The 25,586-nt window shown below is 42.8% G+C and carries 29 protein-coding genes; 3 read left to right on the forward strand and 26 right to left on the reverse strand.

What is annotated here, in order from left to right; all coding sequences use genetic code 11:
• Nucleotides 1-199 precede the first annotated feature (199 nt).
• From AB4111_RS04370 to AB4111_RS04390, 5 genes are all read right to left on the reverse strand, one after another.
• A complete protein-coding gene (locus tag AB4111_RS04370; RefSeq protein ID WP_442030623.1) occupies nt 200-1,255 on the reverse strand; it encodes an ABC transporter substrate-binding protein in 1,056 nt (351 codons plus the stop codon).
• A 106-nt stretch (nt 1,256-1,361) separates the two neighbouring features.
• Nucleotides 1,362-2,336: a galactofuranose ABC transporter, permease protein YjfF gene (gene yjfF / locus AB4111_RS04375; protein ID WP_253434138.1), complete on the reverse strand. Its 975-nt coding sequence runs from the start codon at nt 2,334-2,336 to the stop codon at nt 1,362-1,364.
• Nucleotides 2,326-3,369 carry an ABC transporter permease gene (locus tag AB4111_RS04380; protein WP_442030624.1) on the reverse strand — a complete coding sequence of 348 codons (1,044 nt, stop codon included), beginning with the start codon at nt 3,367-3,369 and terminating at the stop codon, nt 2,326-2,328. The genes yjfF and AB4111_RS04380 overlap by 11 nt, the downstream gene beginning before the upstream one ends.
• 4 nt (nt 3,370-3,373) lie before the next feature.
• Nucleotides 3,374-4,885, reverse strand: coding sequence for a sugar ABC transporter ATP-binding protein (locus tag AB4111_RS04385; RefSeq protein ID WP_442030625.1), 1,512 nt, complete (start codon nt 4,883-4,885; stop codon nt 3,374-3,376).
• A gap of 85 nt (nt 4,886-4,970) precedes the next feature.
• Complete coding sequence (locus tag AB4111_RS04390; protein WP_442030626.1) at nt 4,971-5,993, reverse strand: substrate-binding domain-containing protein; 1,023 nt, start codon at nt 5,991-5,993, stop codon at nt 4,971-4,973.
• Between the two features lie 242 nt (nt 5,994-6,235).
• Between AB4111_RS04390 and AB4111_RS04395 the strand changes: the two genes are divergently transcribed.
• The 3 genes from AB4111_RS04395 to AB4111_RS04405 are packed head-to-tail and all read left to right on the forward strand — an operon-like array spanning nt 6,236 to nt 10,600.
• Complete coding sequence (locus tag AB4111_RS04395) at nt 6,236-8,047, forward strand: cache domain-containing sensor histidine kinase (RefSeq protein WP_442030627.1); 1,812 nt, start codon at nt 6,236-6,238, stop codon at nt 8,045-8,047.
• Entirely contained in the window at nt 8,044-9,642 is a 1,599-nt protein-coding gene (locus AB4111_RS04400; RefSeq protein WP_442030628.1) for a response regulator, read from the forward strand. The genes AB4111_RS04395 and AB4111_RS04400 overlap by 4 nt, the downstream gene beginning before the upstream one ends.
• Nucleotides 9,635-10,600 carry a sugar ABC transporter substrate-binding protein gene (locus AB4111_RS04405; RefSeq protein ID WP_442030629.1) on the forward strand — a complete coding sequence of 322 codons (966 nt, stop codon included), beginning with the start codon at nt 9,635-9,637 and terminating at the stop codon, nt 10,598-10,600. Before AB4111_RS04400 ends, AB4111_RS04405 begins: the two co-directional genes overlap by 8 nt.
• 457 nt (nt 10,601-11,057) lie before the next feature.
• Here the strand turns inward: AB4111_RS04405 and AB4111_RS04410 are convergent, their stop codons facing one another.
• From AB4111_RS04410 to AB4111_RS04510, 21 genes are all read right to left on the reverse strand, one after another.
• Nucleotides 11,058-11,582, reverse strand: a complete 525-nt coding sequence (locus AB4111_RS04410) for a GNAT family N-acetyltransferase (protein WP_124114168.1) — start codon at nt 11,580-11,582, stop codon at nt 11,058-11,060.
• 37 nt (nt 11,583-11,619) lie between these two features.
• A complete protein-coding gene (locus AB4111_RS04415; protein WP_442030630.1) occupies nt 11,620-11,943 on the reverse strand; it encodes a hypothetical protein in 324 nt (107 codons plus the stop codon).
• Nucleotides 11,944-11,987: 44 nt separating this feature from the next.
• Nucleotides 11,988-12,434, reverse strand: a complete 447-nt coding sequence (locus AB4111_RS04420) for a GNAT family N-acetyltransferase (protein ID WP_442030631.1) — start codon at nt 12,432-12,434, stop codon at nt 11,988-11,990.
• A gap of 181 nt (nt 12,435-12,615) precedes the next feature.
• A complete protein-coding gene (locus AB4111_RS04425) occupies nt 12,616-13,554 on the reverse strand; it encodes a hypothetical protein (RefSeq protein ID WP_442030632.1) in 939 nt (312 codons plus the stop codon).
• A gap of 90 nt (nt 13,555-13,644) precedes the next feature.
• The gene (locus tag AB4111_RS04430; protein WP_442030633.1) at nt 13,645-14,469 is read right to left on the reverse strand and encodes a methyltransferase domain-containing protein; all 825 of its coding nucleotides are present in this window, start codon (nt 14,467-14,469) and stop codon (nt 13,645-13,647) included.
• A 46-nt stretch (nt 14,470-14,515) separates the two neighbouring features.
• Nucleotides 14,516-15,292 (reverse strand): class I SAM-dependent methyltransferase, encoded by a 777-nt coding sequence (locus AB4111_RS04435; RefSeq protein ID WP_442030634.1) that lies wholly within the window; start codon nt 15,290-15,292, stop codon nt 14,516-14,518.
• Between the two features lie 129 nt (nt 15,293-15,421).
• The gene (locus AB4111_RS04440; RefSeq protein WP_442030635.1) at nt 15,422-16,003 is read right to left on the reverse strand and encodes an HAD-IA family hydrolase; all 582 of its coding nucleotides are present in this window, start codon (nt 16,001-16,003) and stop codon (nt 15,422-15,424) included.
• Nucleotides 16,004-16,051: 48 nt separating this feature from the next.
• On the reverse strand, nt 16,052-16,987 hold the full coding sequence (locus tag AB4111_RS04445; protein ID WP_442030636.1) for an acetamidase/formamidase family protein: 936 nt from the start codon (nt 16,985-16,987) through the stop codon (nt 16,052-16,054).
• Nucleotides 16,988-17,072: 85 nt separating this feature from the next.
• Nucleotides 17,073-17,552, reverse strand: a complete 480-nt coding sequence (locus tag AB4111_RS04450) for a DinB family protein (protein ID WP_442030637.1) — start codon at nt 17,550-17,552, stop codon at nt 17,073-17,075.
• 35 nt (nt 17,553-17,587) lie between these two features.
• Nucleotides 17,588-18,385 carry an aminoglycoside N(3)-acetyltransferase gene (locus tag AB4111_RS04455; protein WP_442030638.1) on the reverse strand — a complete coding sequence of 266 codons (798 nt, stop codon included), beginning with the start codon at nt 18,383-18,385 and terminating at the stop codon, nt 17,588-17,590.
• A 55-nt stretch (nt 18,386-18,440) separates the two neighbouring features.
• Nucleotides 18,441-18,980, reverse strand: a complete 540-nt coding sequence (locus AB4111_RS04460) for a phosphotransferase-like protein (RefSeq protein ID WP_442030639.1) — start codon at nt 18,978-18,980, stop codon at nt 18,441-18,443.
• Nucleotides 18,981-19,187: 207 nt separating this feature from the next.
• Nucleotides 19,188-19,517, reverse strand: a complete 330-nt coding sequence (locus AB4111_RS04465; protein ID WP_442030640.1) for a hypothetical protein — start codon at nt 19,515-19,517, stop codon at nt 19,188-19,190.
• A gap of 30 nt (nt 19,518-19,547) precedes the next feature.
• Entirely contained in the window at nt 19,548-20,204 is a 657-nt protein-coding gene (locus AB4111_RS04470) for a DUF4367 domain-containing protein (protein WP_442030641.1), read from the reverse strand.
• A 54-nt stretch (nt 20,205-20,258) separates the two neighbouring features.
• Entirely contained in the window at nt 20,259-20,798 is a 540-nt protein-coding gene (locus AB4111_RS04475) for a helicase (RefSeq protein WP_442030642.1), read from the reverse strand.
• Between the two features lie 52 nt (nt 20,799-20,850).
• Nucleotides 20,851-21,246, reverse strand: coding sequence for a VOC family protein (locus tag AB4111_RS04480; protein ID WP_442030643.1), 396 nt, complete (start codon nt 21,244-21,246; stop codon nt 20,851-20,853).
• Nucleotides 21,247-21,280: 34 nt separating this feature from the next.
• Nucleotides 21,281-21,808, reverse strand: coding sequence for a YfiT family bacillithiol transferase (locus AB4111_RS04485; protein WP_442030644.1), 528 nt, complete (start codon nt 21,806-21,808; stop codon nt 21,281-21,283).
• A 294-nt stretch (nt 21,809-22,102) separates the two neighbouring features.
• Nucleotides 22,103-22,504 carry an NUDIX hydrolase gene (locus AB4111_RS04490; RefSeq protein ID WP_442030645.1) on the reverse strand — a complete coding sequence of 134 codons (402 nt, stop codon included), beginning with the start codon at nt 22,502-22,504 and terminating at the stop codon, nt 22,103-22,105.
• A 121-nt stretch (nt 22,505-22,625) separates the two neighbouring features.
• Nucleotides 22,626-23,027: a GNAT family N-acetyltransferase gene (locus AB4111_RS04495; RefSeq protein WP_442030646.1), complete on the reverse strand. Its 402-nt coding sequence runs from the start codon at nt 23,025-23,027 to the stop codon at nt 22,626-22,628.
• 165 nt (nt 23,028-23,192) lie between these two features.
• Nucleotides 23,193-23,690: a hypothetical protein gene (locus AB4111_RS04500; RefSeq protein ID WP_442030647.1), complete on the reverse strand. Its 498-nt coding sequence runs from the start codon at nt 23,688-23,690 to the stop codon at nt 23,193-23,195.
• A 141-nt stretch (nt 23,691-23,831) separates the two neighbouring features.
• Nucleotides 23,832-24,407, reverse strand: coding sequence for a dihydrofolate reductase family protein (locus AB4111_RS04505; RefSeq protein WP_442030648.1), 576 nt, complete (start codon nt 24,405-24,407; stop codon nt 23,832-23,834).
• Nucleotides 24,408-24,637: 230 nt separating this feature from the next.
• Nucleotides 24,638-25,429, reverse strand: a complete 792-nt coding sequence (locus AB4111_RS04510; protein ID WP_442030649.1) for an HAD family hydrolase — start codon at nt 25,427-25,429, stop codon at nt 24,638-24,640.
• Between the last annotated feature and the right edge of the window lie 157 nt (nt 25,430-25,586).

Raw genomic sequence — 25,586 nt, forward strand, 5'->3', positions numbered from 1 at the left:
ATTCACAGCATAATACCTTACTACACTCCCTCTCTTTATCAACGTTCAACCCTCGAAAAAAAGCGCTTTCAATTAAAGGTAAACCACAGCCTCCTTTTCTCATAGATAAGACTTTAGTTCAAGGTGAGTTTAGTATAAACGATAAGGTTATTTAAAGTAAATTCTATTTTATCCAAAATGTTCTATTTTTTCACGTACTCTAAAATCGTCTATTGTACATCTCCCGTTTAGCACTCTCCTGTGTAAAAATGTCCTCCGGGGGTACCATGCGCTTCGGAAGTGTACGTCCTGCAATAATTTCCTTGGTAGCCTGCATAAGCTGAGGACCAAGCAGCGGGTTACATTCCACGACAGCGTTGATTTTCCCACTCGCCAGAATTTCAAGTGCTTTGCGGGAGCCGTCCACCGAGACAATGATGATGTCCTCACCCGGCTTCAGCCCAGCTTCTTCTATCGCTTGAATGGCGCCAAAAGCCATTTCATCATTATGGGCAAAAAGAACCTGCGGCCTTTCTTCTTCCGGAACCTGAAGGAAACCTTTCATAACTTGTTTCCCGTTGGCCTCCGTAAAATCGGCAGGAGCACTTTGTGAGAAAATGATATCTGTCCTGGTGTCGAAAATGCTTCTAAATCCCTCGCCACGCTGGATGGAAGGCGTAGAACCACTTGTGCCTTGCAGTTCGGCAATTCGTATCGTACCCGGATGATTTCGCATCCGATCCTGAATGTACTTCCCCGCCTTCACACCTTCCTCATAAAAGTCTGATCCAATCGTTGTCACAAAAAGTGAAGTGTCTTGGACATCGACTGACCGGTCTACAATGATTACGGGTATGCCTGCATCCTTGGCCTCCTGAAGTATACTGTCCCAGCCCGATTCCACGACCGGTGCAATGGCAATGACATCCACCTTTTGTCTGATGAACGACCGAACAGCCTCGAACTGTTTCGTCTGAGACTGTTCTGCATTTTTTATCACAAGGGAGATTCCCGATTCAGCCGCAGCAGTGCGAATAGACGTGGAGTTGGCCAGACGCCAGGCACTCTCTCTGCCCAGTTGTGAAAAACCCAGGACAATTGGTTTCGTAGAGGTATCCCTTGCTACCGCTGATTCCATCCATTCCTCAACAGATGGGAGAGTTTCCAAGTTGTTAGACGAGATGGGAGGAGACACAGATTCAGACTCAGGTGTTGTACAACCGACAAGCAGCAGTAGCAGTATGAACAAGCACAACCCGTTCACATGTCTTCTCACTCACGCATCCCCCATCTCCATGTTAGTCTCTGCTGCCACCATGCAGAGCACATCTAGTTATATAATTGTTCGGTATTTGTGTGCAATATCATTTCATTCGATCCACTTAATGCAGTGATTTCGAGGATACTCGCCGCCCGCTAAGAAGTCGTTGGAACAAAATAAAAACAAACAGCATTAGCCCAATCACAATCTTGGTCCACCATGAACTGAGCGTGCCTTCGAAGCTAATTATAGTTTGGATAGCCCCCTGGATCAATACGCCAATAAAGGTTCCCGCCACGTACCCCACACCACCTGTTAACAAGGTACCTCCGATCACAACAGCCGCAATGGTATCGAGTTCAAGACCCATGGCGTGTAATCCATAACCCGATAACATATAGAAGGTGAAGACGACACCGGCAAGCGCGGAGCACAAACCGCTGAACGTGTACACCAGGATTTTGGTACGTGCAACCGGCAATCCCATGAGCAGCGCGGATTGCTCGCTTCCGCCAAGGGCGTAAACGTTGCGCCCGAACCGGGTGTAATGTGCCAGGTAGATCGCGAGCAGTAGAATCACCAGAGCAATAATCACATTAATAGAGACAAAGCTGCCCCCTGGCAGGGAAATTTTCGCCTGTGCTACCTGTGTGTAAAATGGATTCGTAATGGTAATGGTGTCGAGACTGATGACATAACACAGCCCACGCGCCAAAAACATGCCGGCCAGCGTCACGATGAAGGGCTGAATTTTAAAATAGTGGATGATCGCCCCCATAACTGTGCCAAATAACGCACCCATCACAAGCACCATCGGTATAACGATGGCAGGTGACCAGCCCTGCTTCTCCACCAGACTTGCGCTAATAATGGTTGTCAGCGCTATGACTGAACCAACCGACAGGTCGATTCCTCCTGATACAATGACAAAGGTCATGCCAATTGCCGTGATAATCAGAAATGCGTTATCAATGAGAAGATTAAGCAGCACCTGTGTGGAGAAGAATCCCGTGTACCTGAAAGACCCTATGGCAAACATCACGGCCAGCAAGCCGAAAGTGACAAAGACCGGGAGATACTTACGATTAAGAAACATGGCGGTTAACCCCCTGTTCGGCTGGATATTTCCGTTTTTTCCAACGGATCACCATGGAATTGCGGAAGGAATCAGATTGAATCAAACATACGGCTAATACAACGAAGGCTTTGACAACCAACGTAACTTCTGGTGGAACGCCAATCATATAGATCGTCGTTGTTAAGGTTTGAATAATCAGCGCTCCAACGACGGTACCCATGAGATAGAAACGTCCACCATTGAGCGAAGTACCCCCGATCACTACAGCAAGAATGGCATCGAGTTCATACCACAGACCCGCGTTATTTCCATCCGCACTGGATACATTCGAGCTGAGAATAAGCCCAGCAATGCCGGCACACAGACCACAGAAGACATAAACTGTGAGAATAACCGTTTTGGAACGAATACCTGCTAGTCGGCTCGCGCTCGCGTTACTTCCGACCGATTCAATAAACAGTCCCAGTGCCGTTTTTCTCGTCAACAGAGAGGCCACAATCAGGACTGTTAATACGATGAAGATGGAAAAAGGCAATGTTGCTAACGAACCAGCCCCGATATAGGCGTAGTTTGCATTGGATACCGTAATAATCTGTCCACTCGTAATCAATTGTGCAATCCCACGTCCGGCTACCATCAGAATAAGCGTCGCAATAATGGGCTGAATTCGAGCAATCGAAACAAGCGCCCCGTTCCATACGCCCAAGATCAGGGAGAGACCCATCGATAATCCGAGTGCACCCAACACAAGCCCCAAGGAATTCTGGTCTACTCCTCTGCTGATACTCATACAAGCTACGGCACCAGAGATCGCGACAATGGAGCCCACGGACAAATCGATGCCTCCGGTCGCAATGACAAGTGTCATGCCGATCGATACCAGAATCAAAGGCGCTCCAAAATTGAGAATATCAATCAAGCTGCCATACAGATTTCCTTCACGCATAACGAGGGAGAAGAAATCCGGAGAGTACAGCAAATTAAAGATTAAAAGTAAACCAAGCATACATAACGGCCAAAACAAATGATGTTTACGCATCTTGCCCGCCATCTCTTTAACCTCCTGCCATTGCTTTCATAATTTGCTGCTGATGGATCTGTTCCCCGCTGAGTTCTTTCACTTTTTTGCGGTCCCGGAGTACAGCAATCCGTTGGCTGACACGAATCACTTCTTCCAACTCGGACGAAATGAATAGCACGGCCATGCCCTGCTTCGACAGAGAGAGCACCAGCTTCTGTATTTCAGTCTTTGCACCAATATCAATGCCACGCGTAGGTTCATCGAGAATCAACAGATCCGGGTTCATCAGTAGCCACCTGGCAAGCAGCACCTTTTGCTGATTACCGCCGCTCAGATTTTTAATTAAATGCTCCGGGTTTTTCGGATGGATATTTAACAGGTTGATGTACTTTTCGGCGATCTCATCCTGCTTCTTGCGTGAGATCGGTTTGGACCAGCCGCGTGTCGCCTGTAAAGCCAGAATAATGTTCTCCCGGATGGTCAGATCATCGATGATGCCTTCGGTTTTACGGTTCTCGGAGCAAAAGGCAATATTCTGATCAATCGCATGACGCGGCGACTTGACCGTACTTCCTGTACCCACAACGAGCAGCTTGCCTTCGTCCGAACGATCTGCACCAAAGAAGAGGCGAGCGATCTCGGTACGACCAGATCCCAATAGCCCAGCCAAGCCCACGACTTCTCCCTTGCGAATGTCCAGATCGAACGGCTCAATGGCGCCTTTTCGTCCAAGTGCCTTGGCGGTAATTAATAGTTCTCCCGACTCCGCCTGGGCAGCATCCGTTTCCTTCGGAAGCTCCTCTAACACCTCAAGCTCCTTGCCGATCATCTTGAGCACCAGTTCCATGCGTGGAAGTTCTGCGGCTATGTACTCTCCTTCCAATTCCCCATTACGGAGCACCGTTAGACGATCCGACATTTCGTATACCTGATCAAGAAAATGAGTAACAAAAAGAATGGCGAGACCTTCACTCTTTAATTTGTGCATAATTCGAAACAGTTGCTGAACCTCGTTTTTGTCCAGACTGGATGTAGGCTCATCCAGTATGAGCACTTTGGCCGAGATGCTGAGTGCTCTTGCAATCGCAATCAGTTGTTGAATCGCGACCGAGTAATTCTGTAAAGGAGCCTTAACATCAATGGACAGATGTAATCTGTCTCGCAGCAGGTTCTCCGCATCTTGGTTCATTTGCTTCCAATTGATTTTGCCAAATCGCATCGGCTCCCGCCCGATAAAAATATTCTCAGCAACCGTTAAGTTCGGGCAAAGATTAACCTCCTGGTAAACGGTACTGATTCCCGCCTTTTGCGCTTCAAGCGGACCGGAGATCGAAAGATCCCGGTTATCCATGCTTACCGTTCCTTCATCAATGGAATAAACGCCGGTCAGAACTTTAATAAGTGTCGACTTTCCCGCTCCGTTCTCACCCATCAAGGCATGAATCTCGCCCGGAAACAAGCGAAAGCTGACGCTGGACAGCGCTTTAACGCCGGGAAATTGTTTGGTGATGCCTGTCATTTGCAAAATGGGTGCTTGCTCGGCCATATAACCCTCTCCTTTGTTATGGAAAAAAGTCATTTAGCGACAGCCTGGTCGAAAAATGACTTTTCGGTGTTATACGAATCTGCTTTTAATATTCGCGTGTTGGCAATGCTTCTTTGGCTTGCTCCGATGTGAACGTTGTCTCATCCGTTACGATTCGGGGTTCGATCTCTTTCCCGTCCACTACCGCTTGAACCGCTTCCATTAATTGAGGTCCTAACAACGGATTACATTCCACGATAAAGTTGATTTTGCCATCAGCAGCAGCCTGCATCCCATCCTTCACGGCATCAACCGAGATAATGGTGATATCTACGCCTGGTTTCAGTCCTGCCGCTTCAATGGCCTGAATTGCACCAAGTGCCATATCGTCATTATGTGCGTAGAGAACATCGATTTTTTTATGTGCTTTGAGGAAAGCCTGCATGACTTCTTTGCCTTTGGCACGTGTAAAGTCACCCGATTGTGAAGCAATCACTTTAAGCTTTGAATTGGAAGCAATCAATTCCATAAAGCCCTCTTGACGGTCATTCGCCGGTGCGGAGCCTGTAGTGCCCTGCAGCTCAACGATATTGATCTCGTCTTGTGTGTCCTTGTATTGGTCACTAAGCCACTGACCTGCTTTGCGTCCTTCTTCTACGAAGTCGGAGCCAATAAAGGTTTTGTAGAGGGTTTTATCCGGGGAATCCACAGCACGGTCCGTCAAAATTACGGGAATGCCTGCATCCTTCGCTTCCTTCAATACGGTATCCCAACCGGATTCCACAACAGGAGAAAAAGCAATCACCGTCACCTTCTGCTGGATGAAGGATCGCAAAGCTTTAATCTGATTTTCCTGCTTTTGCTGCGCATCCGAAAATTTCAAATCATAGCCTGCTTCTTTGGCTGAATCCTGAATCGACTTGGTATTCGCCGAACGCCAGCCACTCTCTGCACCAACCTGTGAAAAACCAAGTGTAATTGTTTTGGCGCTGGCAGGTGTACCCCCATTGCCATTTGTTGAAGTTTCATTATCGGAGCCTGCTCCTCCATTAGTACTGCTGCATGCCGTGCTAACCAGCATCACCATAGCCAATGTTATGGCAAGTCCCCACTTTTTTTTGGTTCGCATGTTGTGATCCTCCCTTTTTCATTTCACCTTGTGGTGTGATCACATTATAGAACGCTTTCATTTCAAGCTTATATGGAGTATCTTGTTTTTTTAATGTAATAATTTAGCAATTTCAAAAACGGAGATCTAGAACGTGTAATTTCTTTGTTTAATTGTGTAGTATTTAGTGATTCTCTTAAATATCTAAAAATCATGTTATACTAATGGTACATTTTCGATCCCTTCAGATGGAGTGGAATACGTTGAAACTCATTCAGTGGATTGCTTCAAGCCTCAGGCTTAAATTACTCAGCATGTTTATCATCCTCAGTTCAGTACCACTGATCGTGGTTGGATTGATTTCTTACCACAAATCCTATACGGTTGTATCCAATCATAACAAGGCCTCAACACAACTGGTCGCCGACCAGCTTGCCAGGAACATTGATATCTTGTTTGAGGATACGGAACGGCTACTCGAACTGGGCAAGAATCCACAAGTGCTTCAATACCTTTATTCTCAATCAGAGTCCTACCCGGAAGCCAAAGCCATCCTTCAGACCTACAATCTATATCGGGAAACTTACAAGTATGACAAGGTACTTAATATCTCATTCGTGAATTTCTATGGTAAAGGCATAAGTGAACGAAAAGGTGTGTTCAAGCTGGAACGGAATCCGCTGCGTAACCCTTACTTCAAGTATTTGATACAGTATCCGGATGCCATTCTGCGTATCCCTCATTCTGCAGCCTATGCTGAATATAACAGGCTGGATGGATTTGCTTACCCTAAACAGAATGCGCTTTCAATTATAACCACAGTCAAAGAACGAATCACGCACGAGGTCATCGGATTTATAGTAATTGATTTGAATGATTCGTTTATTGATGATTTTTTGACGAGCACCCCCATTAAGGATTCAGGTTTTTTCTACATCAGTGATCAACACGGAAATACTCTTTTCAGGCCGGATGCCACCCCGGCATCCATAACAATGATGGATCAGATCCGATCAATACCCTTACATCTGCAGCATGACAGCTTTATCCTGTCCGCAGGATCCAAGCCGCAATTCGTTGTATACAGCACCTCCAAACAGACCGGATGGAAAATGATCGGGGTAGCTCCTTATCAGGAAATCATTGCAGAGGCCAATAGCATTCGCCAATTGATCATCATCACGGTTTTGTTAAGTGCCTTCTTTGCAATATCATTATATTTTTTCCTGAATAATCGACTGATTCTTCCCATCCGGATTCTGATGAACAAGATGCGTAAAGCTGCAAACGGTTACTTGGAGGCCAAAGTCACACCACACGGCTCGGACGAAATTGCTGATCTGGGCAAAAGCTTCAATGTGATGCTGGATAAGCTCAAAACATTAATCGAAAAGAGTATTCGAGAGAATGAACAGGTGAAAATAGCTGAACTACGTACGCTGCAAGCTCAGATCAACCCTCACTTCCTCTATAACACGTTGGAATCCATTCTATGGATGGCGGAAGCAGAGAAAAAAGAAAATGTAATCAAACTTGTGCAGGCCCTCTCGAAGTTCTTTCGTTTAAGTCTGAACAAAGGATTTGACTGGGTATCCATTCAAACCGAGCTTGAGCATGCGCGAAGTTACTTGGTTATTCAACAGATGAGGTACCACGATATTCTCACCTACGAGATCAGCGTTGACCGTGAGCTTCAGGATTATCCCATTCTGAAAATGACGCTGCAGCCCTTGATTGAAAACGCACTATATCATGGGATCAAGAACAAACGCGGTCAAGGGCGTATATCCATCCACGGATATATTGAGGAAAATAGCATCATTCTCACCGTACAAGACAACGGAATCGGCATGTCTGCGGATCGATTGGCTCAATTACGTGAAGAGCTGGAGAAACCGGCAGGTTCCCGTTCCCCCCAAGATGACGAGCAGGAAGGCGGATTCGGTCTGCTCAATGTACATCACCGGATTCGGCTTTATTTCGGACCAGCTTATGGCGTTGAAATGGAAAGTACGTATATGGAAGGAAGCACATTTATGATTCGTATCCCCAGAAGCAAGGAGGTTAACCGTTGAAAAAAGTCATGATTGTGGATGACGAAATTGGAATTCGGGAGAATATACGCAACTGCATTGATTGGGAAAAGGAAGGTTTTCGCTATTGCGGGGATGCACCCGACGGCGAGCTTGCGTTACCTTTAATTCATGAATGGGCACCGGATATTCTGATTACGGATATTAAAATGCCATTTATGAACGGACTGGAACTGACCTCCATCGTTCGCAATCAGCAACCTGATATCAAAATCATTATCATGAGCGGTCATGATGAATTCAGCTATGCCCAGGAGGCCATCCGACTCGGTGTGACCGAGTACTGTCTAAAGCCCATTAGCGCAGCAGAGCTAATCCAGATGCTTCATAAGGTCAGCAAACAAATGGATGAAGAACAACAACGCATGACAAGCCGAACGATCACCAAGGAAAAACTGCTGGCCGATTTGTGCGGGGGACTCATCGGTACAACCGATGCGATTGAATCAGCCAAACAACTCGCACTTCCTCTCTCAGCCAGGTATTACACCATTGTCATTATCGACGTTCGATTAACAGAGGATTCCCCGGATTCGGAATCCATGATGAAGAAGCTGATTCCCGTACTGGAGGAAACTCGTGATCCCCACGTAGAACTTCTTCCTTATATTCGAAGCCGGACGGAGATCGTGCTTCTGCTCAAGTATAATGACGATGAGAACATATCCGTATATCTGGAGCAGCTTCGCGGGCGGGTTCGTATGGAGCTGGAGCATATGTTCAAATGTAATATTATTCTGGGTATTGGCAGTCAACAAGAGCGGTTGCAAGGCATTCATGTCTCGTATCTGGAAGCGGAGGAGGATAAATATATTACCCGGCTTACCCTTCAGAACAGAGCTTCTCTACGTGAAATTAACCTGGATGAGCAAACGACTCTTTTTCTCGACAGGAATTCGTTTCTTGAATTTCTCAAAATCGGCAGCCCCAATCTGCGTGACCATTTTGTGCAGGAGTTTGCCGCTCCATTACAGTCCTTCGACTGGAAGTCCTCATCGTATGGTTTCTATCTGTTGAATGATCTTACGTTGGAGTCGTTTCGGCTTGCAAATCAGCTGTTCCGCATGAGTGACCATTCGGATGAGAACATTACTTCCCTGCAGCAGACGATCCGGAAGATTACGTGCTGGGAGGATTGCACCCAATATCTGTGTTCCCTGCTTAACCTGTTATGGCAAAGAAGAGCAGCATGCTCCGGAAAATACAGTGATGTCATTGATCAGGTAAAAGCCTATGTATCCCGTGAATACAATAACGAACAGGTCTCGCTGAAAATGATCTCTGCACACGTAAGAATCAGTCCAAGTCATCTAAGCAAGATTTTTAGTCAGGAAACTGGTCAAACGATAACGGAGTATCTAACCCAGATTCGAATCGGTAAAGCCAAAGAGCTGCTGAAAACGACCAGCAACAAAACCTTTGAAATTGCTTACAAAGTCGGTTACAACGATTCTCATTATTTTTCCAATATATTCAAGAAAATAACAGGTTTTACGCCAAGAGAATACCGAACGCAAGGAACCGAGGAATCGCAGGCCAGACCATCAGATATGAGAAAAGAGCCGATGTATGAGTAAAGTCAGATTTGCACTTTTACTTACACTAATACTGTTGTTCCCGATGATCATTTCATCCGGTTCCGCACACATTCATCCACAGCAAATGGTTGCATCACTTCCTGCAACTTCACCTGTAGAGAAATCTGCAGCGAGCAAAGCTTTCGGTATTATTTATCCAATGACGTATCCAACCTATGAGATGATCACGAAGGATGCAACGGAGTATGCAGGGAAACACAATATCACATTAATTGTAAACGCACCTGATGAAGCCAATACCGAACAACAGATCCGTATCATGGAGAATATGATCAAACAGCATGTGGACGGGATAGCTATATCTCCTGTGGATGCTGCTGCACTTACACCCGTTATTGATGCAGCCCAAGCTGCGGGTATTCCTGTCATTACATTTGAATCAGATGTCCCATCCAGTCATCGAATCGCTTATGTGGGCGCTGATAACTATCGCACTGGCCAGCAGTTCGCGATGACGACTACAGGACTTCTGAATAATCAAGGCATGATTCTTGTCGAGAATGGTTTGGAGGAGATGCAAGGTTTGCAGCAGCGGCTTAATGGATTCATTGACTACATCCGCAGTGAAACAGACATCGAAATCTTGGAGGTTCGTTATCATCAAGGGAATGAAGATCGCGCCATGTCCGATATGGAGAACATGATTCAAGCTCACCCTCACTTCAATGCGATTATCGGACTCGATTTTGTTTCCGTCTCTGCTTCTACCCTGATCTGGAAAGCGAAAGGCCTTAACCGGCATTTGATCGCGTTCGGTGACAGCCCGACCAGTGAAAACGGGTTGCTCAACGGTCAATTGTCTGCCGTTATTTCGCAGAATGAGGGAGTCTGGGGTGCCAAAATGATGGAGACCTTGTTACTCGCAAGCGACGGTTTGCCCGTGCAGGAATTTATTGATACGGGGATCATTGTAATCAATCAGGAAGGAAGTAAATAATTAAGGGGATGTCTGCCTGTCATTCAGATGACAAGCGAACATCCCCCCTTTAAATTTTCGTACACGTAGTTATTACATCCGTTCATCAAGTGTTTCTAAAGAAAGATGACCTTTTTCTGAGAGTTGTTCATATCTACCTATTACGCTTAAGCTTCATAATGAGCCGATCCAGAATGAACCCCACTCCGCCCCAAAAAATCAAATGGAACAGGTATATTAACGGCCTGAAAAATGAAGTCGTCTCTGGATTTGTATTTATTTTGGTCAACCAGTCATTCAGCAACGGATTTAAAGGATTCGTTAGATAAATCAGAATATTCTTATCATCGTTCCCTGATAGATTAATGAAACATACGGTTAGCGAGAAAATGACAAACCAAAAAGTCAGCTTTTTCAGTATGTTCAGCATAGCGAGTGGGTAAACCTCCTCTCAAGTATGATGAGCCCTTTTGAGAAGCTATTTCTTCCATTCGTTTTCTAATATGCTCATCTCGATAAGATTCCAGAATGTATCTTCATGTCTTCTCGCATCACGAATAAGTCCTTCTTGTACGAAGCCCGCTTTTTCATAACATCGGATGGCTGAGACATTAAAATCAAATACACCCAGACTAATCCGGTGTAGCTTCTCCTCTTCAAATCCAATTCGAAGTGCCTCATCGATCATTTGCTTTCCATAGCCTTTACCCTGATATGGCTTACCAAGAAGCACCTTACCGATACGTCCTGAACGATTATATCGATCGATACCGCCAAGAGCAATATGGCCCACAATCTCTTGAGTTGATTCATCCATCACTTTATAAATGAACTTATTCGAAGTGTTCTTATCATTCGCACCTTGCAAATAATCCGCTAGCTGTTCCTTGGAAAGTGGATAATGGAACTGCGGGCCAGCCCACTGGAGCAGAAACGCTTCATCTCCACTCCATTCGATTAGTTGATCAAAATCTTCCGGTTCAAAGTATTGGAATGTAATCATGTTGATCTGCCCTTTCTTTTTTATGTCATATCATATCCTATTTCAGTTCTCTTGTATCGTCATAATTATCAGTTTCATCAAAAGCTCTGTTTCTTTTATTCATTTCACGTATGGAGTGCTGAACCCAATTCATTCTAGTCAATAAACAGATCATTCCACCCAAAATACATATCGCGCCTATCCAATAATTCAGTGCAAAATTCACTTGATAATCACTCGGAGTATAACTGCCAGCTGCTGCTGACTGGAATGCTGCATACCCTAACTTGGGAATTACCTCTTCAATCATTTTCGAGATTGTAATAATCACAATGCCTAACATGATAAAGAGTAATGAGAAAATACTCTGTAAATGCTTCAAATCAACCAACCTCCTCTACGATCCGAATCGCGTGTGTTTTGACACTACTTGCATCTTAGAAGACGAACAACTTCGCCATCAATCAGCCCTTCACTTACTCGGTGAAAACCAAACGATTCATACAGCTTCCCGGCAATATCATTTTCCAGCCTGTGTCCAATCATGATGCGTTTGCATTTCAGCGATTCTTGCATCAGATCAATCAACTTCTTAAGGGCTTCTCTTCCATAACCTCTGCCCTGATATTTGGAATCTATCATTAGAGCAAGAAGCCAATAGTTATCCTCATGATCCGCCTTCTCTGAGTACACAGTAAATCCAACCAGATCAGAATCAAAATAGATGGCCATGGGTTGAAAGTCTTCCACTACCTTGGATTCAGCAATCCAATATACAACCGGCGCGGGAAAACTCTTTTTCTGCTCTTCAGATACTTCCAGTTGAGTACATGCATACCAATTATCTACCGAGACACGTTTTAAATGAATCATAGTTTGAATTCCTCCTCTTGATATTTACACAGAGGAATCCCTCGGAACGCTTCCTTGATTCCTCTGTGCTAGACTAAAACACCTCCGGCAATTCCATTTCTTCTACTCAGATTCGTATTGTTTCTCATATCACATCACTCCTTTCACATTGTTGTGCAAACCTCTTACCACTTCAATCACCTCATGCTAAACCTTTGATCTCTGATAGTTCAGGAGTATGTTTGACAAGATCAGCCATTTCACAAGCTGCATTATCTGCTAAAGCCGCTTTAACTGCATCAGTCCCTCTTGTCTTCCAGATCGAATATATCCATTTGGAAAAACCATATGCATTCATGCGGTGACCACGTTCCTGTATCTGCATGAACAATTTCATACTTTCCTCATACCTTTCAATATCCGTTAAAGTACAGGCCAGATTGTTCAACGCAATGTTGATATCTCTCTGTGAATTTCTGGAGACATTAATATCCTCCCAGCTACCGACCACTTCGTCTTTTCTTGAAATGGGCAGTGCTCCAACATTGATGTTATCAATCGAGTCCATCGTTTCGTTCACAAGACCTTGAACTCTGACAACGTCCCCGGCATGATAAAGCCTAGCCAGACGTTGTTTGTTGTATGTAATCCGGGCAAAAAGAATATTGGACCATGTCTCATCTTCTTGTATGAGTTGGTTCATATTTTCAAGCACACTGTCCATTTCGCTGTACCTCTCCAAAACCCAAAGCGAACCACCCAAAGCCCGATGGCTCTCGAATCGAGCACCTCGGTTGGTATCCAGCTTAGGTGCATGATCACAAGCATATTGGTACCAATCAATCCAATGATCAAAATAGTTTCCCAAGGACAATGATAACGCTTGTGTCGAATCCGAAACGATCCAGTGTAAGTGCTCAGGGGCAAGGTTTTCTTTCCCCCATTCGAAGAATGCCCGGTGATTGGCATAAAGCGGTTCCGGCTCTCTTAACAAGGCATAACCATCAGAAACATTCCAGTAGACCCAGCCTCGTTCATGGACAGACAATCTTCTGGATTGTTCGTAGTTTTTCAGTAACTCAATCATACCCCGATGATCCCCTAGAACTACAGTTTCCTGGAAAGCTTGAACGATATTCATTCCCATCCTCCGTCTCTTAGGAAGCTTATTCTGTCATAGACAGTGCCAAAGCACCGAGCAAGTAAACCTTATTTCAAACGTACACAGCTCTTACAGAGGCTTCGTGCCGCAAGCTGTAATGAAATTCATCATGGCATAGGCTTCCGGGGAATGATTTATCGATTCAGAAGCGTGTTGCAGCTGAGCAAATTCCTCTGAACTGATCACACCTTTTTCAGCAAAATGTACAAAGCGATTAAGATTAAACTGCTGCTTAAACCCTTCTTTGCCTAAAAGATCACTATGTTGAAGGACAGAATCAATGTCAACATCGATGTATCCGCTCTCAGAAAGGAGACGCGGCAAACTTCTGCCAATTAAGCGATTACCGCCGTGTTGTGCTACATAGTCCGAAATCTTCATTAATACCGTATGCAAAGCAGGAACATCAGGATTCACTGCTCCAAAAACGCCGTCATCCACATCAATAATAGCAAGACGACCGCCAGGCTTCAGTACACGATATATCTCTTTTGCAGCTTCGTCAGGATTGTTCAAATGAAGAAAGATAAGTCTTGCCACGACAAAATCAAAAGAATCATCAGGCAGATCCATCTGGTAGATGGACGACTCTACAAATTGTAATCGCTTGGAAGGAATATCTTTCAGCCGTTCTTTGGCTTGTGCTTGCAGTGAACGATCAATCTCAAGCGAGGTAAGCTCGCTGTCCGGCAGACTATTCAATAGCTGCTCTGTAATGTACCCTGGTCCGCTTCCGACCTCCAATACACGCATTCCATTTTTCAAACCATACCACTCTAGATTTCGAAATTCTTTGGGCCACCCCATTAATGCCTGCATCTTTAACCGCGCCAACTCCTCTTGAAAACTTAACACCGTCGTTTCAATATTATATGTTGAACGTAGATCACTCATATTTTATTCCTCCTGTTCTGCAATGGAATGATAAAAACGTATATCCTTAGACCTTTTTCTTCCCTAGAAAAAGAGCAACCTTATGTTGTTTCTCTATCGTTCCACCTGCAGCATCAATGGAACCTTTGACTCGCTCCAGAAGTGAATGCCGAACATCATCAGAAAGCTGCTGATGTTTGGAATTGGTATTTATCAGCGCGACATACTCTTCGCTGGAACAGGACTGTATCCAGTTATACTCCTTAACCATAATATCCGCGAACAAGCCGGATCGTTCAGTCATTTCTTTGCGTTCCTGAATGACTTCATCCGGCGAAGGATAGTGCGAATCATCCAGATGAGGGGCTAAAGCTATGTAGTGGGAACGAATTTCATTGTGCAGCTGGTCATAGACTGGTACATGAATTGTCCAGAAAAGTCCAATGCCGCCTCTATTCTCTAGCAATTCCCAAGCCCGGTGGTAACCAACTTCCGGATCAATGAAGTGAAAGGCCGTTCCTGACACAATCAATTGAAGTCGCTTTCCTTCGTTATTCCAGTCCTCAAAGGAAGTATTGATTACTTGAATCGATGGATATGACTTGAATTTGTCTGCGGTGAACTGTGCCAAGTTACTGCCTAATTCAATACAGGTGATGTTTGTATAATCCTTGCTCACCAATCCGCCTGTGGCCTGCCCCGTTCCGCAGCCAACCTCAAGAATGGAATCCTCTTTATTAAGATTCAGATATGTAATAATATCATCAAACATTTCACTCGGATATACGGGTCTATATCGTTCATATTCATGTGTTACGAGATTAAACGTTTCCTTATTTTCCATTTCAGTAGCCCCCATTTCAACCGCGATTATATTCTCCCATTTACATGGACTAAATTTCCCATATTGAATAAACTTCTGCCTGAATCCACTGTAATCCCATTACTCATACATTGCGCTGTATCGCCCGGATTACTGTAGTCGGTGCTCAACTTCATTAACCCAATCTCCTGCTTCGTCAGCCAGTAAAGTCTTCCAACCAAGTAGCTTAGCCGAATGTAAATTTTTCTCTTGATCATCTATAAATAGAACCTCTTCTCCAGCTACCAGGAAGGTTTCGACCCGTTGGTATATCTCAATCTCAGGTTTACATAAACCCACTTGGTTAGAGATGGTTACACTTTTGGTAAATGAGCTTAAACGGCCCAGATTCGGCTCAATCCATTCCTTGCAATGATTGCTGAGTAGATGGATATCGGCGGACTCACTCCATCGCTCAAGGTATTGAGCGGCTGGTAAGGGAACAATTGAATTGGTTAAGATGTCCTTCGCTCGGCTTATTGATAATTCGGGATACATTTCCTTCAACGATTGCCAGAACTCTTCTTCCCTCATCATTCCTGTCCAGAGCTTTCGTTTGATTCCTGCAAAATGTACTTTCAAAGATTCTGCCGATAGGTTGGTTTCCACACTCATATCTTTCCAGCACGTCAACGACATATTACTTAACAAAACCCCTGCGATATCTAAAACGATCTGTGGTCTGCCTTTCATTTTATCGACCCCCAAGTTCATCTAATACAATGTATAACAGGGCTCAAGTTACTTAAAAGCATCATGTGGAAGGACAGCATGCACACCCTTAACGCCATTCACAATTTGGGTGATACGCAGATCAATTACCGCGCTTCCAAGTGCAATCGCTTCCACTCGATCTAGTCCGTACAACTCACCCATCAGATTAAGCATCCCGTCTAATGCTTGAACCGTAGCCTCATTCAGATCTTCATGAAAACCGAAGGTAATCCATCCGGATGGCGTATGTGCACGAGGATTTGTCAGAATCATATCATCAATTACGTTGATGGTGATATCCACAAGTTCCATTGGACATTCAATCGCCTGACAGCTGACTTCACCATCTCCCTGGCGTGCATGACCATCACCAATCGCGAGATAACCTCCGTCTACAGGGATAGGTAAGTATAATTTACTTACCTGCACCAGTTCCTTGCAGTCGATGTTGCCTCCACAATAGCGAGGCGGCCAAGTCGTATGAATTCCTTTTGACTCTGGTGGCATGCCCACGACTCCCATGAACGGAGAGAGAGATACAGTGAAAGTTATTCCGTGTATTTCACAGGTTCCACTCATCGTTTGGCGATCAAGTGTCCAGTTCAGCGACAGTTCTTCAACCTCTGTTAGATGTAACTTCTGGTTCTGCCAGTTCGGATATCCACCAGCGGAAGTAAACCCGTAACTCCCGGGTACGATCTCATTGAAAACAATCTCCAACGTCTGTCCTTGCTTCGCCTCTTCGATATAGATCGGACCGATTAATGCATGACCTCCATCTTTTTCACCTTGTCGATCAAAAGGTTTCATGCGTTCCGAATAACTCACACCCGTTCCCCAACCCGCATCCAGCGTCTGAAAACGAATGGAGTCACCAGATTTCACGCTCAATATGGGAGTTACCTCATTGGTAAATGAACCGATCAGATTTGCCTGAGTTAATTCAATTGTATGAGTACTCACTACAATCCCTCCCTAGTTTGGGATACATATTATATTCAAAGCAAGCAACATGCTGTATTACGTTCCGCCCCCTGCCTGCAATCCTTTACGCTTCAAGGTTGGAAAGATATTTCTTCAACGGTTGCATATGATGCTGGTCATGCCATATAAAATCTTTAAGGTATTGGGGAATATAGAATACGTTCCCCTTGGCGTTCAAATACGTCTGATGAAGCTGTTCTTCCGATAACCCTCGAATTTCATTCATAATTTTATGGCGGTACGTGATAGCCTTATTTACGATTTCGGACGTCTCTGTTCGGTTCCCGTACTCAATAGCTTTTCGATTAAACTCTTCAAAATTGATATGTTTCAACGTAACTTCCTGCTTCAGCGCAATCTTCTCAATCGCTTCCTTGTAAAAATATCGGTCCCATAACATGATATGACTTACTAGTGATTTTATCGTCCATTTCCCTTCTTCCAAGCTGGAATTCCAGCTCTTCTCTTCAAGATGATTCATCGTCTTGGCAAACAACGCCCATTCTTCAAAAGTTTGAAGCAAATCTTCAATCTCTTTGGTCATGATTACATTTCCCCCTTCTTTCTTTTTGAGATGATTCACTGCCCTATATGTTCTCTTCGGTTCCGATTCATCCATCCCAAAGCATAATCAACCATCTCTCTTTGGGGTATCAAATAACTTACAGCTTTCCCTACCATTCCTTCGGTAACGGCGTTAGTCTGGATCTTAAACTCATTAAAAATCAATTCAAAATCATCCGATTCATTGTTAATATCATCGTATGTAGTCCATTGTTCAATTCCATCCAACAGCATTTTTACTCCCCAGACTTTTGGCTTAACAAATGTATTCTGCTGTTTATACTCGGCCAGGTGCAAAGAAGTGTTACTATTTGTAGGTGCACCAAGGAACAGAATATGTCCACTCAAATTATAGATTTTTCCTAACGGTGATTCCTCATTTAATGCATAATGCAAGCTATGATTTTCCGTTATCTGTTTTGCCTCATTCCCCCGGGCAGCAAAAGACATGTGCGGATGTGAGCTTCGTAACACACCATCTTGCTTCCGAAACACCTCAGGAATAATACCCATATACGAGGTTGGTGTTAGATCAGGATAATAAGTGGGCATATTATCTTTGATGAACTCAATCTCCTCTGAAGACAGGTTCGCGTCATGCTCCGAAGGTTCACAAAGATGTTCTGTTTGAGTGGGCATGACAATGGTTCCATTGATTCCAACGGCTTCTTCCAGAGCTAAAATAACACTCACTGGTCCGCCTATAACCTTACCTATTGCTTTGAAAGAAGAATGAACAATTATCGTCATGCCCTCCCTTATCCCCATTGACTTTAAATCATTAACTATACTTTTTCTTGTTTGTAATTCCATTTGTGATTCCTCATTTCACCCGTATCGATGCCACTACAGCTTTGTTGTATCATCTTTACATATTTTTCAATGGTTCTTGATGGGGCTTGAACAGCGCCGCAATAATCCTCTCTGCACATTCTTCCGGTGTGTTCATACTTGTATCAATGGAGTACCTGTAGTTAATGTTTTTGGCCATGATCTGATGCTGCTCATCCGATTGCTCTTCTCTGCGATCCCCACGCTCAATGTTACGCTGACGGCAGATGTCGAGGGGGCAATATAACTCCACAATATCCAGTGGATAGTCTTCAAAAATCTGTTTGACTTGTTCATAATGCGGCGCGAGCTCCGGTCTTTCCACAAGTATTCCATCGATCAGAACATGCTTTCCATGGTCTGAAAATACTTTTGCCGTATGATACATCATTACAATCGCTTCACTCAGATACTTCCAGTAATCCGTCTGAAGATGTTTATCACCGATCGTATTTTCAAAAAGATCATTAGCGACAACATAGAAAAACGGATCATCGTATGATTGCATCGCCTCTACAATTGAAGTTTTACCAGAGCTGGTTACCCCGTTCAAAAATATAATTTTGCCTTTTTCCATGATAGTCATCTTCCTTTGCTTAAGTATAATTTTATAAATGTAATACAGCGTGTACTACGTGTGTTTCATTGATTTTTTAAGCAACATGATCTGGCCAATATGATAGGCATTATGTATACATAGATTGGATACAACTCCCCACCATGGCGCGTTGAAATAGGAGGGGATTGCACGAGTCAATTTATGTTCTTCGCTATCTTCGAGTGCCTAGTTCCAATCACTAAAAACGGTTTTCAGTCTATGTAATGTCTTGTGCCACTCCACATCGTTCAGCTTAGACGGATCTATGTCAAATGTATCCTCATTATTCACTGAATGCTGCCCGTCTACCTGTTCGGCAATATATCTCTCAAGCCACCTCTCATTCCAGAAAATAAGATGATTGACGATCGCCCAAATGGAGTGCTGCTCCTCATTCTTTACATAAGCGGCCTCGGCCGCATTGAGGTCTGTCAAAATATCATGAAGCGGAATAAACCAGCTCTTGTCATGATAACAGGCGTTCAATTGGTCTATGAGAATAGCTTTGTAACTCATCGTTGCACCTCACTCAGATTAAGATAAAATTTATCCGTCCATTGATTTCGCAATCTTCATCACAAGATCTTCTGACATATTTCTGCCATTGATCTCGTATTGAAGTGCCTTCCCATGCACATCCTCTTCGATCCATATCAATTGGGAAGTTTCGTTATTGACAATAAAAAATGCTTGGACGCCACGTATGGCTACTTGCTTAACCGTAGTACCATCATGATCAGGCAACGTGATTCGGCTCTTTGTTGTTCCAAAAATATTAAGTTTATAACCACCGTATTCTTGATACGTGATGCTGATGCCCACAACCCTCTTATTTGGCTTCAAATCTCGTATCACTACATTTCTGCCTGTCCTGTTACTTTCTTCAACCATTTCTTCGATTTCTTGCGGAGTTAGATTATCAAATCCATAAAATACATGAATGGCATCGATATCAGAATTAATCGGAAATTTCGGCTGCCATGGAGAATAAAGTTTCTCCAATTGTTCCAAACCCTCCTCCCATGGAATGGCTGCATAATTGGTCTGTTGCGTGAATTGGTTCTCCGTAGCATCTGCGGTATAAATCGCCTTCCCCTCACCAGGCTTTAAGTCAATGACGATCCGGTCAATCGCACTATCGTTGCGTAAGGATTCAATTTGAATTTTTCCAAGCACATCTCCGCTTTTGTTTTTGATATCCATTGGTCTTTCACTCCTTTTCTTTCAAAATACCTTTCGATCTTCATACAATAGAAGCTAAGCCCTGCAGAAGATAAAGCGATCATGAGGACTCCAAATATGTAGATGGTCCGCAAGATATCCTCGTAACCATAACTTGTCGTTTATTCGTCTGAGATAAAAACCTTTTGGAAAATCAATATCCTCCGTAAGGGCTTCAGATGCTATGGTGATGGAGCCGGACGGAGCTTTCCTCTCCTCTGAAATGTTGGTAGAAACTATCTCGGGCTGATCCAAATATTGCAGTCTTAGATAAGGTCCTAACTCAACCGGACAACATTCCAACCCTAGATCATTTGCCCTTCGAAACAGTTGAAAAGTCGTAGCCCCATCCGAAAACCCAAGTTGTCTGACGGTCAACTCAACCGTTTGCAAGCTTTGCTTTGTATTGGAGACTATAAATCTTTCATCATGTAACAACTGTTCTCCATATTTATTCAATAAAATAGAGTTTTGGTCCAGTTTCTGAATAAGCTGTGGCTTTGTTAAGCCGCCAACGTCTACTATTCTTATTTCAACTGAACAGTCAGGAAATATTTTCTCGTCTTCAATCAACATTCGTATCCCCCTAAACCCTCGGTGATTGATAGCAGCTGACCAAAGTTCCTCATTAGAAATTCAATTCACAATCATGGTGTTCCCACACATCAAATATGTTGCCGTCCAGATCTTCTAACACAAAAAACTTCCCATAGTGTCCCTCATCACTAATATCCCCTACTTTCACATTCTCTGATGTTAAATAGTTATGTAAAGAACCAATGTCATCGGTGAAAAATGTAATGACCCATCTCTTTTTCTGATGTACTTCAAATGTCGCTCGTGTTTCATTATCGCTTTGGATCAAGTCCAAAATTGGACGTTCACCCCTAAATAAACTCAAATATCCTTCGCGTTGGTGGCGAATGTTAAATCCAAAATGTTGTACAAACCAAGCAGCTGACACATCAAGATCTCTGACTGGTATCACGTTGTAGACAATACCCAAAATCCTTCCATTTCCCATATGTTACCTCCATACTTGAGACAAGTATAAGACCCTACCACCTCTGTGATAATATACAAGATTTTATTTGAGCAATATGATGCTGCCCGTGCCAAACAAATCTTTGAATCGCGATATCCAATGAAATTGTACCTAACACTTCTGTTCGGAGTTTTCGTCTAAACTGATCTGGATGTAAACCATACAATAGAACGAGAAATCGCTTGTGCAGTATTTCCATCAGCAAAATTGAATTTTCGATGGGCGTATCCCTATAATCATGTAATGATGCCCATAAATCCTCTCGATACGAGCTTGCCATCGGTTCCTCTTCAGTTAATGCTCTCTTGAACCTGATATAAGCGTTCATGTCATTGTCCGCAAGGTGGTGCACAATCTGTGTGATTGTCCAACCGCCTTCACGATAAGGAGTACAGAGTTGATCATCATTAAGATGTTGTGTAATCTCTTTTAAGGTCTTCGTAATTCCGGGAATTTGACCTATGATGTCAATTCGGTCCTCATTAGAGAAGTTAAGACTTGGCTCAAAGTGTCCTATTGGAAAGCGTATATTTTCATCCAAGGTTGAATACCTCCATTTTCCTACCATAGAACCAAATCATATCCAATATAACCCACAATGTTCCATTTGCGAAGTGTAAAAGCAAAAAAAGGAGCAACCTCGTTTTCGGGCTGCTCCTTATATTAAACTACTCTTATATCTGTATCCTAATAAGAAAGCTAGCGCACTTAAACCTTAGCCACGAAGGTACAACAAATAAAAATCGCCCTAATATTGGGTAGAATGGTGTTGTCCGGAGTATCACCAACCAAGAGAGGAGCGTCTATAAGATAGAGTCTACTATAATGAGTGACCTTATTCTGAAAATTCAATCAAAAATGGATGGCTTTGCTCATCTAATGCATTCTGAATTCTTTCATAGAAATTCCCCCATGTGATCATTTGCCCAGCTTCTTCTAAAGTAAAGTAGCCCACCTCTTCACTTTCATCACTTGTAGTTAAAGCTCCACCAATCGGTTTTCCAGTAAATATATTGTTGCATACGCCGCGCGTTATGTTCTGATACAAACCACAAAATTTAATTAATTCAATGTCAATCCCTGTTTCCTCTTTCACTTCTCGAACTGCTGCCTGCCTAATAGTCTCTCCTTCTTCAACACAACCCTGAGGCATTTCCCAGCCTCTTCGACCTTTCATGAGTAAAATCTCATTATGTTCATTGAGAACGATTACACTTGCAGAAACGATAAATTTCATTTTAGTTCCTCCTATGTTGGTTTATATATCCACTCTTTTTCTAATTGCTATAGCTAAATCCCTAGAAGTGAAAAGTGTTGTTATCTGATGATCCCAACTTCTTTGATAAACTCACAAAATGCTATACCATATCTGAAATAAACATGGCTTTAGTTCCTTTTTCTGGCTTAAATCCAAATAATCCATAGAACTTTTCTGCACTATCATAGGATATAAGCACTTTTGTTTTGATATTAGAATATCGACTAAGCATTTGTTCCATCATTCTCTTTCCAATTCCCAATGATTGGTAATCTTTGTGTACTAACATGTAATGAAAATATACTGTCATCACGCCGTCAGACAATGCATTAATTAAACCAACTAATTTGGTATCATCCCATGCAGTAATAACCGTATGCGAGTTGTTTATTGCTTGTCTAAGATCTTCTGGGAAATCTCCTGATTTCCAGTCCACCGAGTGAAACAGTTCTTGTATTGCTTGTGTATCAATGTCTTTTATTTCTTTGAAAATGATTGTCATTATATTGCTCCTATGCTTGTTGTTTTGATTGGGAGTATTGGACAACGTTTCTATATTCAAGAACCCCGAAGGGGATGTTTGCTGAAACTCTTCTCAAAATCCATCCGCAGCCCCAGGCTCCCAAAAAGCAATGTTTGAATATTATGTTATACGAAGCACTTCGCATCATCGAACTGCATTCAAAATCTCAATGATTAAAATAGCTTCATCTTTATACCCTTCAAGATCATTTAGTTTAATCCATTCAAGTTCATGATCTCTAAATTGATAGAATCTAATGACGACATCTTCTCCTTCAATTGTAGAACTTAAAATCAAAATAAATTCATTTTTAGGGTAGTTTAACTTTAAACTCTCTTTCCAATTCGAAATAAGTTTTATTCCAGTCCTTAAATCCTTTATATGGTAATGATTAATTGAAGCTTCTAAATGCGTTCGATCTTGATAAAGGGTTTCTTCAATAGAATCTATCTCTTTTAAACTTGAAGCATCAATGATGATGCAATTGTCCCATTCACGAAAAGTAGGGTTAAATAAATTCGAATTAATAGATTCAATTGATTCAATTGATTGAGCAAGCTCATTCAATAAATTTCTCATCGCCTTGTTTGTTTTCATATTTCCCTGCTTTCGAACTGTTTCGTATAATGTTCCTGTATTCATGAATATTCATGAACCCCGAGGGAATTGTTTGCCTGATACGACTTCCCCGAAATACCAGTATCATCATTCATTTTTTAACTATCGTTCCGTTAGTTAACCCCTTTGACTGATTGGGTAGTGCAAACCACTCTCCAAGGCGAGTCATCTAACCGTCTGGTAATAGAGACCAATGGCTCCCGACTTGAAAGTTTTATTTTCAATAAGTTTAAGATTGATCTTCTCTTGGAGTCCTTGAAACAATGGCAACCCGCTACCGATCAGGACAGGAGAAACTGTGAGTTTGTACTCATCGATTAGATCAAGACCCATCACGTGGTGCGCAAACCTGGGACTGCCGAGGATAACTATATCCTTGCCTGGCTGCTGTTTGAGGTTCTTAATCTCTTCCTCCACATCTTCTTTCACCAGTCTGGAATTGTCCCATTCGACTTTCTCCAACTTTGTGGAAAATACGATTTTGGCTGTCTTTTCGATCCATTCAGCATGATTCCGTTCATACGGTGAAGCTGATGGGTCTGAAGACACAGATGGCCAGTAACTATGCATCATCTGATAAGTTCCACGTCCCCATAGGACAGTGTCGGCAGTACTCAAAACTTCTTGCGCGTGTTTCTCCAAATCAGCATCGTAGGAAACCCAGCCAATATCCATTTCACCGTTCGGCCCTTCTACAAACCCATCAAGTGAAGCGTGCAGAAATAAAACGAGTTTTCTCATTTTCAGATCTCCTTTGTTAATATGATGTAATGTATTGACTACAAGATACCATGTTTTTTTATTCTTGTACTGATTTCATCTAACATTCCTGCATTCACGAACCAAGCCGACTTAGATAGCTCTTATCTTAGGGGAATAGATGTATATATATATCATTCATCTTCAATATATTTCTGCCAGATCAAGTGCCCAATGGCTTGTAGTGTGAATGTTGTGTTAGATGATGAAACCTAGAGTTTCTTTTTCCCGCACAATCCTTCTAAGATTATTGCTACTCCATCGTTATCATTAGTTTCTGTTATTTCATCTGCAATATCTTTCAATTCAACTACTGCATTCCCCATTGCTATTGAATATGCAGCTGACTTGAACAATCCTACATCATTGTGATCATCACCAAATATAATCAATGAATCCAGTTCTTCATTGTATATATTGCAAAGTCTAGTAATTGCTAACTCTTTCGATGCTTGAAGTGGCATTATTTGAATCAGTTGATTTTTATCCGTAATCAGTATATTTACTTGCTGTCCAAACTTAGAAATAAGTCCTGGAATCTGATGTTTGCCTGAGAGCAATATCTTTGTAGCTTCATATTGTTTTAATTCTCTCAATGATTTAACTATTGGGTTAGACCTTGCATTCATTGTGGTAGTATAGTCATATTGGCGTAAGCCAAACCATTCATCTTTTACTTCCATTGTCATATCGAGTTGCGAATAATGATGTAAGCAATAATCGATGATTTCGGAAGTTAAATCAGATGGAATTGATTCATAAAATTCGGTCATGGATTTATTACATATTGTTTGTGCTCCGTTATAATACACAAACGCTCCAATATCCAACAACTCTTTAGGAAGAAAAAACTTTACAGCTCTAGGAGGGCGTGCTGTTGCAAAGATTATTCTCATCCCGCTCTGATAACAGGAAAGTACGGCTTCAAAGTTTCTTTTAGAGACTTGATTTTTAGAATTTAAAAATGTACCATCCAAATCTAAGACAACTGTAGAATACTTCAATGAAACGCCTCCTCTACATAATTCATCAGGTTTTCATCTAATGTTTGTGCATTCCTGACGTTCAAGCGGCTTAAAAAACTCAAGGGAACGGGTAGATAGACTTAGCCCATTGAATGTATCGCATTATACCGATTTCTTTGAACTTCTTATAAACGAT

Source organism: Paenibacillus sp. 2KB_22 (assembly GCF_052115745.1).
Taxonomy (GTDB): domain Bacteria; phylum Bacillota; class Bacilli; order Paenibacillales; family Paenibacillaceae; genus Paenibacillus.